General features: G+C 60.0%; 11 protein-coding genes and 4 tRNA genes. All 15 read left to right on the top strand.

The features are described from left to right. Positions 1 to 12: 12 nt before the first annotated feature. The 15 genes from metX to rpoB all read left to right on the top strand — a co-directional run bounded on the left by metX (position 13) and on the right by rpoB (position 13,011). On the top strand, positions 13 to 1,152 hold the full coding sequence (metX, locus tag BGK68_RS04870; protein ID WP_075256139.1) for a homoserine O-succinyltransferase MetX: 1,140 nt from the start codon (positions 13 to 15) through the stop codon (positions 1,150 to 1,152). Further along, the gene (gene metW / locus BGK68_RS04865; protein ID WP_017452636.1) at positions 1,149 to 1,751 is read left to right on the top strand and encodes a methionine biosynthesis protein MetW; all 603 of its coding nucleotides are present in this window, start codon (positions 1,149 to 1,151) and stop codon (positions 1,749 to 1,751) included. The genes metX and metW overlap by 4 nt, the downstream gene beginning before the upstream one ends. A 101-nt stretch (positions 1,752 to 1,852) precedes the next feature. Next, positions 1,853 to 3,115 (top strand): AmpG family muropeptide MFS transporter, encoded by a 1,263-nt coding sequence (locus BGK68_RS04860; protein ID WP_075256138.1) that lies wholly within the window; start codon positions 1,853 to 1,855, stop codon positions 3,113 to 3,115. 128 nt (positions 3,116 to 3,243) lie between these two features. Beyond that, a tRNA-Tyr gene (locus tag BGK68_RS04855) sits at positions 3,244 to 3,329 on the top strand. Between the two features lie 80 nt (positions 3,330 to 3,409). Next, positions 3,410 to 3,483 (top strand) — tRNA-Gly (locus BGK68_RS04850). Positions 3,484 to 3,529: 46 nt separating this feature from the next. Beyond that, a tRNA-Thr gene (locus BGK68_RS04845) sits at positions 3,530 to 3,604 on the top strand. A gap of 80 nt (positions 3,605 to 3,684) precedes the next feature. Further along, positions 3,685 to 4,875, top strand: a complete 1,191-nt coding sequence (tuf, locus tag BGK68_RS04840) for an elongation factor Tu (protein WP_008334097.1) — start codon at positions 3,685 to 3,687, stop codon at positions 4,873 to 4,875. A 73-nt stretch (positions 4,876 to 4,948) separates the two neighbouring features. Then, positions 4,949 to 5,024 (top strand) — tRNA-Trp (locus BGK68_RS04835). 31 nt (positions 5,025 to 5,055) lie between these two features. Continuing rightward, on the top strand, positions 5,056 to 5,436 hold the full coding sequence (gene secE / locus BGK68_RS04830; RefSeq protein ID WP_075256137.1) for a preprotein translocase subunit SecE: 381 nt from the start codon (positions 5,056 to 5,058) through the stop codon (positions 5,434 to 5,436). A gap of 1 nt (position 5,437) precedes the next feature. Beyond that, positions 5,438 to 6,028 (top strand): transcription termination/antitermination protein NusG, encoded by a 591-nt coding sequence (nusG, locus tag BGK68_RS04825; RefSeq protein ID WP_034333546.1) that lies wholly within the window; start codon positions 5,438 to 5,440, stop codon positions 6,026 to 6,028. 160 nt (positions 6,029 to 6,188) lie between these two features. Beyond that, positions 6,189 to 6,620 carry a 50S ribosomal protein L11 gene (gene rplK, locus BGK68_RS04820; RefSeq protein ID WP_075256136.1) on the top strand — a complete coding sequence of 144 codons (432 nt, stop codon included), beginning with the start codon at positions 6,189 to 6,191 and terminating at the stop codon, positions 6,618 to 6,620. After that, a complete protein-coding gene (rplA, locus tag BGK68_RS04815) occupies positions 6,620 to 7,315 on the top strand; it encodes a 50S ribosomal protein L1 (protein WP_006465497.1) in 696 nt (231 codons plus the stop codon). The genes rplK and rplA overlap by 1 nt, the downstream gene beginning before the upstream one ends. Positions 7,316 to 7,650: 335 nt before the next feature. After that, complete coding sequence (rplJ, locus tag BGK68_RS04805) at positions 7,651 to 8,148, top strand: 50S ribosomal protein L10 (RefSeq protein ID WP_075259677.1); 498 nt, start codon at positions 7,651 to 7,653, stop codon at positions 8,146 to 8,148. Between the two features lie 96 nt (positions 8,149 to 8,244). Next, positions 8,245 to 8,625 (top strand): 50S ribosomal protein L7/L12, encoded by a 381-nt coding sequence (rplL, locus tag BGK68_RS04800; protein ID WP_075256134.1) that lies wholly within the window; start codon positions 8,245 to 8,247, stop codon positions 8,623 to 8,625. A gap of 279 nt (positions 8,626 to 8,904) precedes the next feature. Next, on the top strand, positions 8,905 to 13,011 hold the full coding sequence (rpoB, locus tag BGK68_RS04795; RefSeq protein ID WP_075256133.1) for a DNA-directed RNA polymerase subunit beta: 4,107 nt from the start codon (positions 8,905 to 8,907) through the stop codon (positions 13,009 to 13,011). The last annotated feature ends 151 nt before the right edge of the window (positions 13,012 to 13,162 follow it).

The raw sequence follows: 13,162 nt of genomic DNA, 5'->3' as shown, positions 1-13,162 counted from the left end.
CGCAGGACTATCATGTCGATCGGAATCGTATCGCCCCAGGTCATGCATTTCGCCGAGCCCTTGCCGCTGCAGGGCGGCTCTGCGCTGGCGGACTATTCGCTGACCTATGAAACCTACGGCACCTTGAATGCCGACAAATCCAATGCCGTGCTGGTCTGCCACGCCCTCAATGCTTCGCATCACGTCGCCGGCGTCTATGCCGACGATCCTGACAATGTCGGCTGGTGGGACAACATGGTCGGCCCCGGCAAGTCGCTGGACACCGACCGCTTCTTCGTCATCGGCGTCAACAACCTGGGTTCCTGTTTCGGCTCCACCGGCCCGATGCATGCCAATCCGGCCACCGGCAAGCCCTACGGCGCGGACTTCCCGGTGGTGACGGTGGAAGACTGGGTCAATGCCCAGGCCCGCCTGGCGGACCGCCTGGGCATCACCTGCTTCGCCGCCGTCATGGGCGGCTCGCTGGGCGGCATGCAGGCGCTGGCCTGGAGCATGATGTATCCGGACCGCCTGCGCCACTGTCTGGTGATTGCCTCCACGCCCAAGCTGTCGGCCCAGAACATCGCCTTCAACGACGTGGCGCGGCAGGCCATCCTGACCGACCCGCAGTATCACGGCGGCGACTTCTATGCGCATGGCGTGGTGCCCAAGAATGGCTTGCGGGTGGCGCGCATGGTCGGGCATATCACCTATCTGTCGGATGACGACATGGCCGAGAAATTCGGTCGTGATCTGCGTTCCGGGCAATATCAGTTCGGCTATGGGGTGGATTTCGAGATCGAATCCTATCTGCGCTACCAGGGCGACAAGTTCTCGACCTACTTCGACGCCAATACCTATCTGCTCATCACCAAGGCGCTGGACTACTTCGACCCGGCGCGCGAATTCGGCGGCGACCTGGCCCGCGCCTTTGCGCGCACCAAGGCCAAGTTCCTGCTGGTGTCCTTCACCACCGACTGGCGCTTCTCGCCCGAACGCAGCCGCGAGATGGTGCAGGCGCTGGTGGCCAACAAGCGTCGCGTGAGCTATGCCGAAATCGACGCCCCGCACGGGCATGACGCTTTCTTGCTGGACGATGCGCGCTACATGAAGCTGGTGCGTGAATACTATGGAAGCATCTGGACTGAACTGCAGCAGGAGGGCCGCGCATGACTTTCGAACAATTGAGCGCGCTGCGCCCTGATCTGGCCTTCATCGCCCACTGGGTGCGCGAGAAGTCGCAGGTACTGGACCTGGGTTGCGGCGATGGCGTGATGCTGGATTACCTGCAGAGCGACAAAGGCTGCTCCGGCTATGGTGTGGAAATCGACGATGCGCAGATTCCCAAGTGCGTGGCGCGCAATGTGTCGGTGATCCAGCAGGACTTGAATGGCGGGCTGGCCATGTTCGAGGACAATGCCTTCGATACCGTGCTGTGCCTGTCGGCGCTGCAGATGGTCAAGGATGTCGAAGGAACGCTGCGCGAGATCGCCCGGGTCGGGCGCGAGGTGACGGTGTCCTTCCCCAACTTCGCCTACTGGCCGCACCGCGTGGCGCTGCTGCGGGGACGTATGCCAGTGTCCAGGAGCCTGCCGTACCAGTGGTATGATACGCCCAACCTGCGCTGCGCCACGATCAGGGACTTCGAGGCGCTGGCCAACGAGCTGGGGCTGGAAGTGCTGGAATGCGTGGCCCTGAAGGACGGCAAGCCGGTGCGCTACCTGCCCAACTGGCGCGGCAGCCTGGCGGTGTTCAGGTTGCGCAAGAAGTAGGGCGCCACTGACTTTGCCTCTGCTTACGCCGGTCTGGCCGCGTCTCATCGCTGGCCGCCGGCGTTTTTCATTTCTCCCTCTGTTTTCGATTCGGCCTGCCCATGACCGCACCTGCCGCTTCCTGGCGTCAATACCTGAACCGGCGCATGCTCATCTGCGTCTTCCTTGGCTTCACTTCCGGTCTTCCCTTGTTCATCCTGCTGAGCCTGTTGCAGGCGTGGTTGGCCAAATCGGGCCTGAACGTAAAGACGCTGGGGCTGTTTGCGCTGGTGATGTTCCCATACACCTGGAAGTTCGTCTGGTCGCCGCTGATGGATCGCTTCCACTTCGGTGGCATGGGGCGGCGGCGCGGTTGGATGGTGTCCACCCAGCTGCTGCTGTTTCTCGCCATCGGTGGCATGGGCATGCTTGATCCGCTGTCGGATGTCAGCACGATCGCCTTCATGGCTTCGGTGGTGGCCTTCCTCTCGGCCAGCCAGGATATCGCCATCGATGCCTACCGGCGCGAGATCCTGCCCGAAGCCGAGCTGGGCCTGGGCAGCGCCATTCACGTTAACGCCTACAAGCTCTCCGGCATGGTGCCGGGCGCGTTGTCGCTGGTGCTGGCCGACCAGATGCCGTGGCCGACCGTGTTCTGGATCACTGCGGCCTTCATGCTGCCGGGGCTGCTGTGCTCGCTGGTGGTGAAGGAACCGAAGGTGTACGGGACTCCGCCCAAGAGCATGACCGAAGCCGTAGTGCTGCCTTTCCGCGAATTCATCGCCCGTGGCGGCTGGGGCAATGCGCTGTGGGTGCTGGGCTTCATCTTCCTCTACAAGCTGGGCGACAGCATGGCCACCGCCCTGGCCACCAAGTTCTACATCGACCTCGGCTTCTCGATGACCGAGATCGGCGTGGTCTCCAAGACGACCAGCCTGTGGGCCAGCGTGGCCGGCGGCATCATCGGCGGCATCTGGATGGTGCGGCTGGGCATCAATCGCGGGCTGTGGGTGTTCGGGGTGCTGCAGGCCGTGCCTATCCTCGGGTTTGCCTGGCTGGCCCATGTCGGCGCCAACCTGCCGGTGCTGGCGGTGGTGATCGGGCTGGAAGCCTTTGGTGTGGGGCTGGGGACGACGGCTTTCGTGGCCTACATCATGCGCGAGACCGATCCGCGCTATACCGCCACCCAGTTTGCCTTGTTCACCAGTTTGATGGCCGTGCCTCGAACTTTTGTGAATTCTTCTGTGGGGTATATCGTGGCCGACACCGGCTGGCTAAATTTTTTTCTGATTTGTTTCGTTCTGGCCTTGCCTGGAATGCTGATGTTGCCTAGAATTGCGCCCTGGAATGAAAAGCCGGTTGAGTCGCAGACACAAAAAGCCTGAAGATTCGAAAAAACGTCGCGGGTCGTTCCTCTGAGCAATATCCGGCAGTTGATAAAATATTTTGCCCCGAAGCGAAAATTTGGTTGACAGTCTAGAGATGTTCCTCTATAGTTTTGAGTTCCCTGCACGGAGAGGTGGCCGAGTGGTTAATGGCAGCAGACTGTAAATCTGCCCTCTTACGAGTACGCTGGTTCGAATCCAGCCCTCTCCACCATTAGGCCGGGAGTCAAAGCAGTCCTGCAGTACATACGCGATCGAAAGACGCGGCGGTTGTGAAGTGAAGGTTGTTTCCTCGCGGGTGTAGCTCAATGGTAGAGCTGAAGCCTTCCAAGCTTAAGACGAGGGTTCGATTCCCTTCACCCGCTCCAAGTTTTGGTCCGGTTGCATGTTTGGTTGTTGTGCAGTCGGAAAAATGCCCTTGTAGCTCAGTGGTAGAGCACTCCCTTGGTAAGGGAGAGGCCACGTGTTCAATCCACGTCAAGGGCACCAGTTTCTCGTCGTATCGCTGACAAGTCAGTAATCAGTCGGGCGTGTTGCCTGGACATTCTCATCAAATTTAGGAGTCTAAGATGGCAAAAGGCAAGTTTGAACGGACCAAGCCGCACGTGAACGTCGGCACCATCGGTCACGTTGACCACGGCAAGACCACCCTGACCGCTGCAATCGCAACCGTTCTGTCGAAGAAGTTCGGCGGCGAAGCGAAGGCCTACGACCAGATCGATGCAGCGCCTGAAGAAAAGGCCCGCGGCATCACCATCAACACCGCGCACGTCGAATACGAAACCGCGAACCGTCACTACGCGCACGTTGATTGCCCAGGCCACGCCGACTATGTGAAGAACATGATCACCGGCGCAGCCCAGATGGACGGCGCGATCCTGGTGTGCTCGGCCGCTGACGGCCCGATGCCCCAGACCCGCGAACACATCCTGCTGTCGCGTCAGGTTGGCGTGCCTTACATCATCGTCTTCCTGAACAAGGCTGACATGGTGGACGACGCTGAACTGCTGGAACTGGTGGAAATGGAAGTCCGCGAACTGCTGTCGAAGTACGAGTTCCCTGGCGACGACCTGCCCATCGTGAAGGGTTCGGCCAAGCTGGCGCTGGAAGGCGACACCGGTCCCCTGGGCGAGCAAGCGATCATGGCCCTGGCTGAAGCGCTGGACACCTACATCCCGACCCCGGAACGTGCCGTTGACGGTACCTTCCTGATGCCGGTGGAAGACGTGTTCTCGATCTCCGGCCGTGGCACCGTGGTGACCGGTCGCGTTGAGCGCGGCATCATCAAGGTCGGCGAAGAAATCGAAATCGTCGGTATCGCTGACACCCAGAAGACCACCTGCACCGGCGTGGAAATGTTCCGCAAGCTGCTGGACCAAGGTCAAGCTGGCGACAACGTCGGCGTGCTGCTGCGCGGCACCAAGCGTGAAGACGTGCAGCGCGGCCAGGTTCTGGCCAAGCCGGGTTCGATCAAGCCGCACAAGCACTTCACCGGCGAGATCTATGTTCTGTCGAAGGACGAAGGCGGCCGTCACACCCCGTTCTTCAACAACTACCGTCCGCAGTTCTACTTCCGTACCACCGACGTGACCGGTGCGATCGAACTGCCGAAGGACAAGGAAATGGTCATGCCGGGCGACAACGTGTCGATCACCGTGCAACTGATCAACCCGATCGCCATGGAAGAAGGTCTGCGCTTCGCTATCCGTGAAGGCGGTCGTACCGTCGGCGCCGGCGTGGTTGCCAAGATCTTCGACTAAGATCAAGCTGTAAAACACTTTGCCGCGGTGCGTAACGTATCGCGGCATTCGTGTCTCAATCGCGAGTTTTTGTAGGGGCGTAGCTCAATTGGCAGAGCGTCGGTCTCCAAAACCGAAGGTTGGGGGTTCGATGCCCTCCGCCCCTGCCACCGAATCTGGTGCAGGGTACTGAAAGTAAATATGTCTAGCCAGCCAGTTCAAACCGTCAACACCTCCAACGACAAGATCAAGATCGCATTGGCGATCGTGGCTGTGGTTGCAGGCGTGGTCGGTTTTTTTGTGTTGTCTGATCAGCCGACTCCGGTGCGCGCTGTCGCCCTGGTCGCCGGTCTGCTGGTGGCTGTGGCGTTTGCCTGGACGTCTGCACAAGGCCGCGGCTTCGTCGGTTTCGCCAAGGAATCCGTGCGCGAAACCAAGAAAGTCGTCTGGCCCACCCGCAAGGAAGCCATGCAGATCACGGCGGTGGTCTTCGCCTTCGTGCTGATCATGGCCATCTTCCTCTGGGGTACGGACAAGTTGCTCGAGTTCCTGTTGTACGACGTAATTTTGGGCTGGAAATAACATGAGCGATAGCACGCAAGACAGCGCACCGATTGGTGCGCAAAGCGTTTCAAGCGCCGGAAACAAGCGCTGGTACGTGGTGCATGCGTATTCCGGCATGGAAAAGAGCGTGCAGCGCGCGCTGACCGAGCGCATCAATCGCGCCGGCATGCAAGAACAGTTTGGCCAGATCCTGGTGCCGACTGAAGAAGTCGTTGATATGAAGAATGGTCACAAGTCCGTGACCGAGCGTCGTTTCTTCCCGGGCTATGTCCTGGTCGAGATGGAAATGACGGACGAAACCTGGCACCTGGTGAAGAACACCGCCAAAGTGACCGGTTTCATCGGTGGCAAGTCGAATCGTCCGACTCCGCTGCCGCAGCGCGAAGTGGACTCGCTGCTCCGCCAGATGCAAGAAGGCGTCGAGAAGCCCCGTCCAAAGGTGCTCTACGAAGTTGGCGAAATGGTCCGTATCAAGGAAGGCCCGTTCACCGACTTCAACGGCAACGTCGAGGAAGTGAACTACGAGAAATCGCGCGTGCGCGTCTCGGTCACCATCTTCGGTCGCGCCACCCCGGTGGAACTCGAGTTCGGCCAACTGGAAAAAGTCTGATCCCGCCCTCCGGAATCCCGCCTTTCCCTGTCAAGTTTTCAACGCCCGCTGGAGCGTACCGGACAAGTCATCGTCCACTCATCCAGCTATCCGAGGAGCCGCAGTAAGGAGCCGCAAGGCGAATGAGTCGGCGCTACAACTCAATCAATAAGGAGCCGTCATGGCAAAGAAGATTATTGGTTTTATCAAGCTGCAAGTGCCAGCTGGTAAAGCAAACCCGTCCCCCCCGATCGGCCCGGCCCTGGGTCAGCGCGGTCTGAACATCATGGAGTTCTGCAAGGCCTTTAACGCCCAGACTCAAGGTGTCGAACCCGGTCTGCCGATTCCGGTCGTGATCACCGCCTTCGCGGACAAGTCCTTCACCTTCGTGATGAAGACCCCGCCGGCGACCATCCTGATCAAGAAGGCTGCTGGTATCCAGAAGGGTTCCGCCAAGCCGCATACCGACAAGGTCGGCAAGATCACCCGCCAGCAAGCGGAAGAGATCGCAACCCAGAAGAAGCCGGACCTGACCGCTGCTGATCTGGAAGCTGCCGTGCGTACCATCGCTGGTTCCGCACGTTCGATGGGCATCACGGTGGAGGGTCTGTAATGGCTAAGGTATCCAAGCGCGTCAAGGCAATGAAGGAAAAGGTCGATCGTACCAAGGCCTATCCGTTCGACAACGCCGTTTCCCTGATCAAGGAATTCGCAACCGCCAAGTTCAACGAATCGATCGACGTGTCTGTCCAGCTGGGCGTGGACGCGAAGAAGTCGGACCAAGTGGTCCGTGGTTCGGTGGTGCTGCCTGCCGGTACCGGCAAGACCGTTCGCGTGGCCGTGTTCGCTTCCGGCGACAAGGCTGAAGCTGCCAAGGCAGCTGGCGCTGACGTGGTCGGCATGGAAGATCTGGCAGAGCGCGTGAAGGCCGGCGACATGCCGTTCGACATCGTCATCGCTTCGCCCGACACCATGCGTATCGTTGGTACCCTGGGTCAGATCCTGGGTCCTCGCGGCCTGATGCCTAACCCGAAGGTCGGTACCGTGACCCCGGACGTGGCAACTGCCGTCAAGAACGCCAAGGCTGGTCAAGTGCAATACCGTACCGACAAGTCCGGTATCATCCACGCCACCATCGGCCGCAAGTCGTTCTCAGACGCCGATCTGAAGGCCAACCTGCTGGCCCTGATCGATGCCCTGAACAAGGCCAAGCCGGCCAGCAGCAAGGGTGTGTACCTGCGCAAGATCGCTCTGTCGTCCACCATGGGCGCTGGCGTTCGCGTGGACCAGGCTTCCCTGGCTGCCTAAGCAAGCAATACAGTCCCCGTTTCCGAGAGGAGGCGGGGCATCTCTTTGGGCTGTCGCAGTTCAACGCAATCAGTGATGGATTGCGGCAGGCCTTCAAAGACCGTTGGGCGGAAGCCGGCAGCAGCAAGCCGGATGAAGTTAAAAACGCTGGTCGCAAGTCCAGTGAACCCAACGCAGATGGTGAACCCGAGCAAGTTTCGTAGTCTCAGGCAGCATATTCAGTTTTGCCCTATGCTGCAGTGAACTCCTAAACGTCGGACGCCGTGTTCGAACCGGTGCAAGGCAAGCAGGCAGTGGCCTGTGTAGTGGCCGAGTACTATTTTTGGAGGTTGATCTTGAGTCTCAATCTGAATGACAAGAAGGCCGTCGTCGCCGAAGTTTCCGCAAAGGTTGCATCTGCGCAAACGATCGTCGTGGCCGAATACCGTGGCATCCAGGTTGGTTCCTTGACGCAACTGCGCGCACAAGCGCGTGCCCAAGGCGTGTACCTGCGCGTGTTGAAAAACACGCTGGCTCGTCGCGCCATCGAAGGCACGAAGTTTGCCGACCTCGCCCCGCAACTGACCGGTCCGCTGATCTACTCGATCTCGGAAGATGCCGTGGCCGCTGCCAAAGTCGTGTCCGACTTTGCCAAGACCAACGACAAGCTGGTTGTGAAGGCAGGTAACTACGAAGGCAAGCAGCTGGACAAGGCTGCTGTGACTTCGCTGGCAAACATCCCGTCTCGCGAAGTTCTGCTGGCCCAGGTCCTGGGCATGATGCAGGCTCCGGTGTCGGGCTTTGCGCGCGCTCTGGCTGCCCTGGCAGCCAAGAAGGAAGCCGAAGCCGCATGAGGCAGGGCCGCTTGAAGCGGCCTCGCTCTGCAGTTTCGACGCTTTCGCGTCACTACCAATCTGATGTTATTACCGAAATAAATTTAGGAGTTTCAAATGGCAATTAGCAAAGAAGACATCCTGGAAGCCGTTGGCGCGCTGTCCGTGATGGAACTGAATGACCTGGTCAAGGCATTCGAAGAGAAGTTTGGTGTTTCCGCTGCCGCTATGGCCGCTCCCGCCGCTGGTGGCGGTGCTGGTGCCGGTGCTGCTGCTGCTGAAGAACAGACCGAATTCACCGTTGTGCTGGCTGAAGTCGGCGCCAACAAGGTCGGCGTCATCAAGGCCGTCCGTGAAATCACCGGCCTGGGTCTGAAGGAAGCCAAGGATCTGGTTGACGGTGCACCGAAGCCGGTCAAGGAAGGCATCGCCAAGGCTGACGCTGAAGCTGCCAAGAAGAAGCTGGAAGAAGCTGGCGCCAAGGCCGAACTGAAGTAATTCTCTTGCCTACCAAGGCGAGTCATTACTCCGGAGTCAAAGTGCAGAATCCCTTGAAAAAGGGATTCGGCTTTGGCTCCTTTGTCGTTTCTTATTTTTGCTGGTGATGTTGATGCGTTGCAGTATTCGTTGTCGGGAATATTAAGCGCGATCGCAGCAAAAAACTAGGGTAGACATTTGAAGATTTGAGTGCCGATGGCCCGGACTGCTTTGCCGGCAAGTCGCGCGGTCTGATCGAATCTTGAATTCTCTATCCTTCCTGTCACTCACGGAGTGTCCATGCACTACTCATTTACTGAGAAGAAGCGCATTCGCAAATCCTTCGCGAAACGCGCAAACGTCCACAACGTTCCGTTCCTGCTCGCGACTCAGATCGAGTCGTATCAGAATTTCCTGCAACCCGAACGTGCAGCATCGGAGCGCAAGAACGAAGGCCTGCAATCGGCTTTCACCTCGATTTTCCCCATCGTGTCGCACAATGGTTTTGCGCGTCTCGAATTCCTTTCCTATGTGCTGGGCGCTCCGCCGTTTGACGTCAAAGAGTGCCAACAACGTGGCCTGACCTTCGCGTCCCCGCTGCGCGCCAAGGTGCGCCTGGTGATCCTGGACAAGGAATCGCCCACCAAGCCGGTCGTCAAGGAAATGAAGGAACAGGAAGTCTACATGGGCGAACTGCCCCTGATGACCACCACCGGTTCTTTCGTCATCAACGGCACCGAGCGCGTGATCGTGTCCCAGCTGCACCGCTCCCCGGGCGTGTTCTTCGAACACGACCGCGGCAAGACGCACTCGTCGGGCAAGCTGCTCTTCTCGGCCCGCATCATTCCTTACCGTGGCTCCTGGCTGGACTTCGAATTCGACCCGAAGGACATCCTGTTCTTCCGCGTCGACCGCCGCCGCAAGATGCCGGTGACGATCCTGCTCAAGGCCATCGGGATGACCTCCGAGCAGATCCTGGCGAACTTCTTCGTCTTCGACAACTTCAACCTGCACGCCGAAGGCGCGGACATGGAGTTCGTCTCCGAGCGCCTGCGCGGTGAAGTCGCGCGTTTCGACATCACCGACAAGTCGGGCAAGGTGATGGTCGCCAAGGACAAGCGCATCAACGCCAAGCACGTGCGTGACATTGAAGCTGCCGGCATCAAGCACATCTCCGTGCCTGAGGACTACCTGCTGGGCCGCGTGCTGGCCAAGAACATCGTCGATCCGGAAACCGGTGAAGTCGTGGCCAGCGCCAACGACGAGCTGACCGAAGAACTGCTGGCCAAGCTGCGCGAAGCCAACATCTCGGCCATCCAGACCCTGTACACCAACGACCTGGACCAGGGCGGCTACATCTCGCAGACCCTGCGCACCGACGACACCGCCGACCAGACCGCCGCTCGCGTGGCGATCTACCGCATGATGCGTCCTGGCGAACCGCCGACCGAAGAGTCGGTGGAAGCGCTGTTCAACGGTCTGTTCTACAGCGAAGACCGCTACGACCTGTCGGCCGTGGGCCGCATGAAGTTCAACCGTCGCGTGGGTCGCGATGAGCTGACCGGCACCATGACCCTGTCCAATGACGACATCCTGGCCGTCATCAAGATCCTGGTCGAACTGCGTAACGGCCGTGGCGAAGTCGATGACATCGACCACCTGGGTAACCGTCGCGTGCGTTGCGTGGGCGAACTGGCCGAGAACCAGTTCCGCGCCGGTCTGGTGCGCGTGGAGCGCGCCGTCAAGGAACGCCTGGGCCAAGCCGAGGCGGACAACCTGATGCCGCACGACCTGATCAACTCCAAGCCGATCTCGGCTGCCATCCGTGAGTTCTTCGGTTCGTCGCAGTTGTCGCAGTTCATGGACCAGACCAACCCGCTGTCGGAAATCACGCACAAGCGCCGCGTTTCCGCCCTGGGCCCTGGCGGTCTGACCCGCGAACGCGCCGGCTTCGAAGTGCGCGACGTGCACCCGACCCACTACGGCCGCGTCTGCCCGATCGAAACGCCTGAAGGCCCGAACATCGGCCTGATCAACTCGCTGGCGCTGTACGCCCGCCTGAACGAATACGGTTTCCTGGAAACCCCGTACCGCAAGGTCGAGGGCAGCAAGGTCACCAACCAGATCGACTACCTGTCGGCCATCGAAGAAGGTCGTTACGTGATCGCCCAGGCGAACGCGACCATCGACGGCGAAGGCAAGCTGTCCGACGAACTGGTGTCGGCCCGTGAAGCTGGCGAAACCATCCTGGTCTCGCCGGAACGCGTGCAGTACATGGACGTGGCCCCGGGCCAGGTGGTGTCGGTGGCAGCCTCGCTGATTCCGTTCCTGGAACACGATGACGCGAACCGTGCACTGATGGGCGCCAACATGCAGCGCCAGGCCGTGCCTTGCCTGCGTCCGGAAAAGCCGCTGGTCGGCACCGGCATCGAGCGTACCGTGGCAGTCGACTCGGGTACTACCGTGCAAGCCCTGCGTGGCGGCGTGGTGGACTACGTCGATGCAGGCCGTGTGGTGATCCGCGTCAACGACGACGAAGCGCAAGCGGGCGAAGTCGGTGTGGACATCTACAACCTGATCAAGTACACCCGTTCCAACCAGAACACCAACATCAACCAGCGCCCGATCGTGAAGATCGGTGACCGCGTGGCCAAGCATGACGTGATCGCCGACGGTGCCTCGACCGACATGGGCGAACTGGCCCTGGGCCAGAACATGCTGGTGGCGTTCATGCCCTGGAACGGCTACAACTTCGAAGACTCGATCCTGATCTCGGAGAAGGTCGTGGCCGATGACCGCTACACCTCGATCCACATCGAGGAACTGTCGGTCGTCGCACGTGACACCAAGCTGGGTGCGGAAGAAATCACCCGCGACATCTCCAACCTGGCCGAGAACCAGCTGGCCCGTCTGGATGAGTCGGGTATCGTCTACATCGGCGCGGAAGTCGAAGCCGGCGACACCCTGGTCGGCAAGGTCACCCCGAAGGGCGAGACCCAGCTGACCCCGGAAGAAAAGCTGCTGCGCGCGATCTTCGGCGAGAAGGCTTCCGACGTGAAGGACACCTCGCTGCGCGTGCCCTCGGGCATGGTCGGCACCGTCATCGACGTGCAGGTGTTCACCCGCGAAGGCATCCAGCGTGACAAGCGCGCCCAGCAGATCATCGATGATGAACTCAAGCGCTATCGCCTGGACCTGAACGACCAGCTGCGTATCGTGGAAGGCGACGCCTTCCAGCGTCTGGAGCGTCTGTTGATCGGCAAGGTCGCCAACGGCGGCCCCAAGAAGCTGGTCAAGGGCACCAAGCTGGACAAGGCCTACCTGGACGATCTGGACAAGTTCCACTGGTTCGACATCCGCCCGGCCGATGACGACATCGCCAACGCGCTGGAAGCCATCAAGGAATCCATCGCCGAGAAGCGTCACCAGTTCGACCTGGCCTTTGAAGAGAAACGCAAGAAGCTGACCCAGGGCGACGAACTGCCGCCGGGCGTGCAGAAGATGGTCAAGGTCTACCTGGCCGTGAAGCGCCGCCTGCAGCCTGGCGACAAGATGGCCGGTCGTCACGGTAACAAGGGTGTGGTTTCGCGCATTCTGCCCATCGAAGACATGCCGCACATGGCCGACGGTACCCCCGCCGACATCGTGCTGAATCCGCTGGGCGTGCCGTCCCGTATGAACGTCGGCCAGGTGCTGGAAGTTCACCTGGGCTGGGCCGCCAAGGGTCTGGGCCTGCGTCTGGGTGAGATGGTGCAGGCGCAAGCCAAGGTTGCGGAACTGCGCAAGTTCCTGACCACCATCTACAACGAATCCGGCAAGAAGGAAGAACTGGATACGTTCAGCGATGAAGAAATCATCGAGCTGGTGGAAAACCTGAAGAAGGGCGTGCCCTTCGCGACCCCGGTGTTCGACGGCGCGCATGAAGAAGAAACCCGCCGCATGCTCGATCTGGCCTATCCGGACCCGATCGCCAAGCAGCTGGGCATGACTCCGTCGAAGAACCAGGTCACGATGTATGACGGCCGTACCGGTGAAGCCTTCGAGCGCACCGTGACCGTCGGCTACATGCACTACCTGAAGCTGCATCACCTGGTCGACGACAAGATGCACGCTCGCTCCACCGGTCCGTACTCGCTGGTGACCCAGCAGCCGCTGGGCGGCAAGGCGCAGTTCGGCGGCCAGCGTTTCGGCGAAATGGAAGTGTGGGCACTGGAAGCGTATGGTGCCTCCTACGTCCTGCAGGAAATGTTGACGGTGAAGTCCGACGACGTGAACGGCCGTACCAAGGTGTACGAGAACCTGGTCAAGGGCGATCACGTGATCGACGCCGGCATGCCGGAATCCTTCAACGTGCTGGTCAAGGAAATCCGCTCCCTGGGTATCGACATCGACCTGGAACGCGAATGATGTAAAGGGGTGCGCGGCGCAGGCTGCGCACCCCGCCGGTTTTTCCGGCGAACCAAGAATTGAAGAATTCAGTATTGACGCATCGCTCCACGGGCGATGTGAACGAATCAATAGATTCAAGAGATTCAAGCGAAGTACGGCAGTAAGCTGG

This window comes from Herbaspirillum camelliae (assembly GCF_001929405.1).
Lineage (GTDB): Bacteria > Pseudomonadota > Gammaproteobacteria > Burkholderiales > Burkholderiaceae_D > Herbaspirillum > Herbaspirillum seropedicae.
This window is presented reverse-complemented; position numbering and strand designations above follow the sequence as displayed.

What these genes read in the sequence shown, in the direction of transcription:
- metW (WP_017452636.1), top strand. Translation starts at nt 1,149, where the DNA reads ATGACTTTCGAACAATTGAGCGCGCTGCGCCCTGATCTGGCCTTCATC.
- rplA (WP_006465497.1), top strand. Translation starts at nt 6,620, where the DNA reads ATGGCTAAGGTATCCAAGCGCGTCAAGGCAATGAAGGAAAAGGTCGAT.
- metX (WP_075256139.1), top strand. Translation starts at nt 13, where the DNA reads ATGTCGATCGGAATCGTATCGCCCCAGGTCATGCATTTCGCCGAGCCC.
- nusG (WP_034333546.1), top strand. Translation starts at nt 5,438, where the DNA reads ATGAGCGATAGCACGCAAGACAGCGCACCGATTGGTGCGCAAAGCGTT.
- rplL (WP_075256134.1), top strand. Translation starts at nt 8,245, where the DNA reads ATGGCAATTAGCAAAGAAGACATCCTGGAAGCCGTTGGCGCGCTGTCC.
- rplK (WP_075256136.1), top strand. Translation starts at nt 6,189, where the DNA reads ATGGCAAAGAAGATTATTGGTTTTATCAAGCTGCAAGTGCCAGCTGGT.
- secE (WP_075256137.1), top strand. Translation starts at nt 5,056, where the DNA reads ATGTCTAGCCAGCCAGTTCAAACCGTCAACACCTCCAACGACAAGATC.
- BGK68_RS04860 (WP_075256138.1), top strand. Translation starts at nt 1,853, where the DNA reads ATGACCGCACCTGCCGCTTCCTGGCGTCAATACCTGAACCGGCGCATG.
- rpoB (WP_075256133.1), top strand. Translation starts at nt 8,905, where the DNA reads ATGCACTACTCATTTACTGAGAAGAAGCGCATTCGCAAATCCTTCGCG.
- tuf (WP_008334097.1), top strand. Translation starts at nt 3,685, where the DNA reads ATGGCAAAAGGCAAGTTTGAACGGACCAAGCCGCACGTGAACGTCGGC.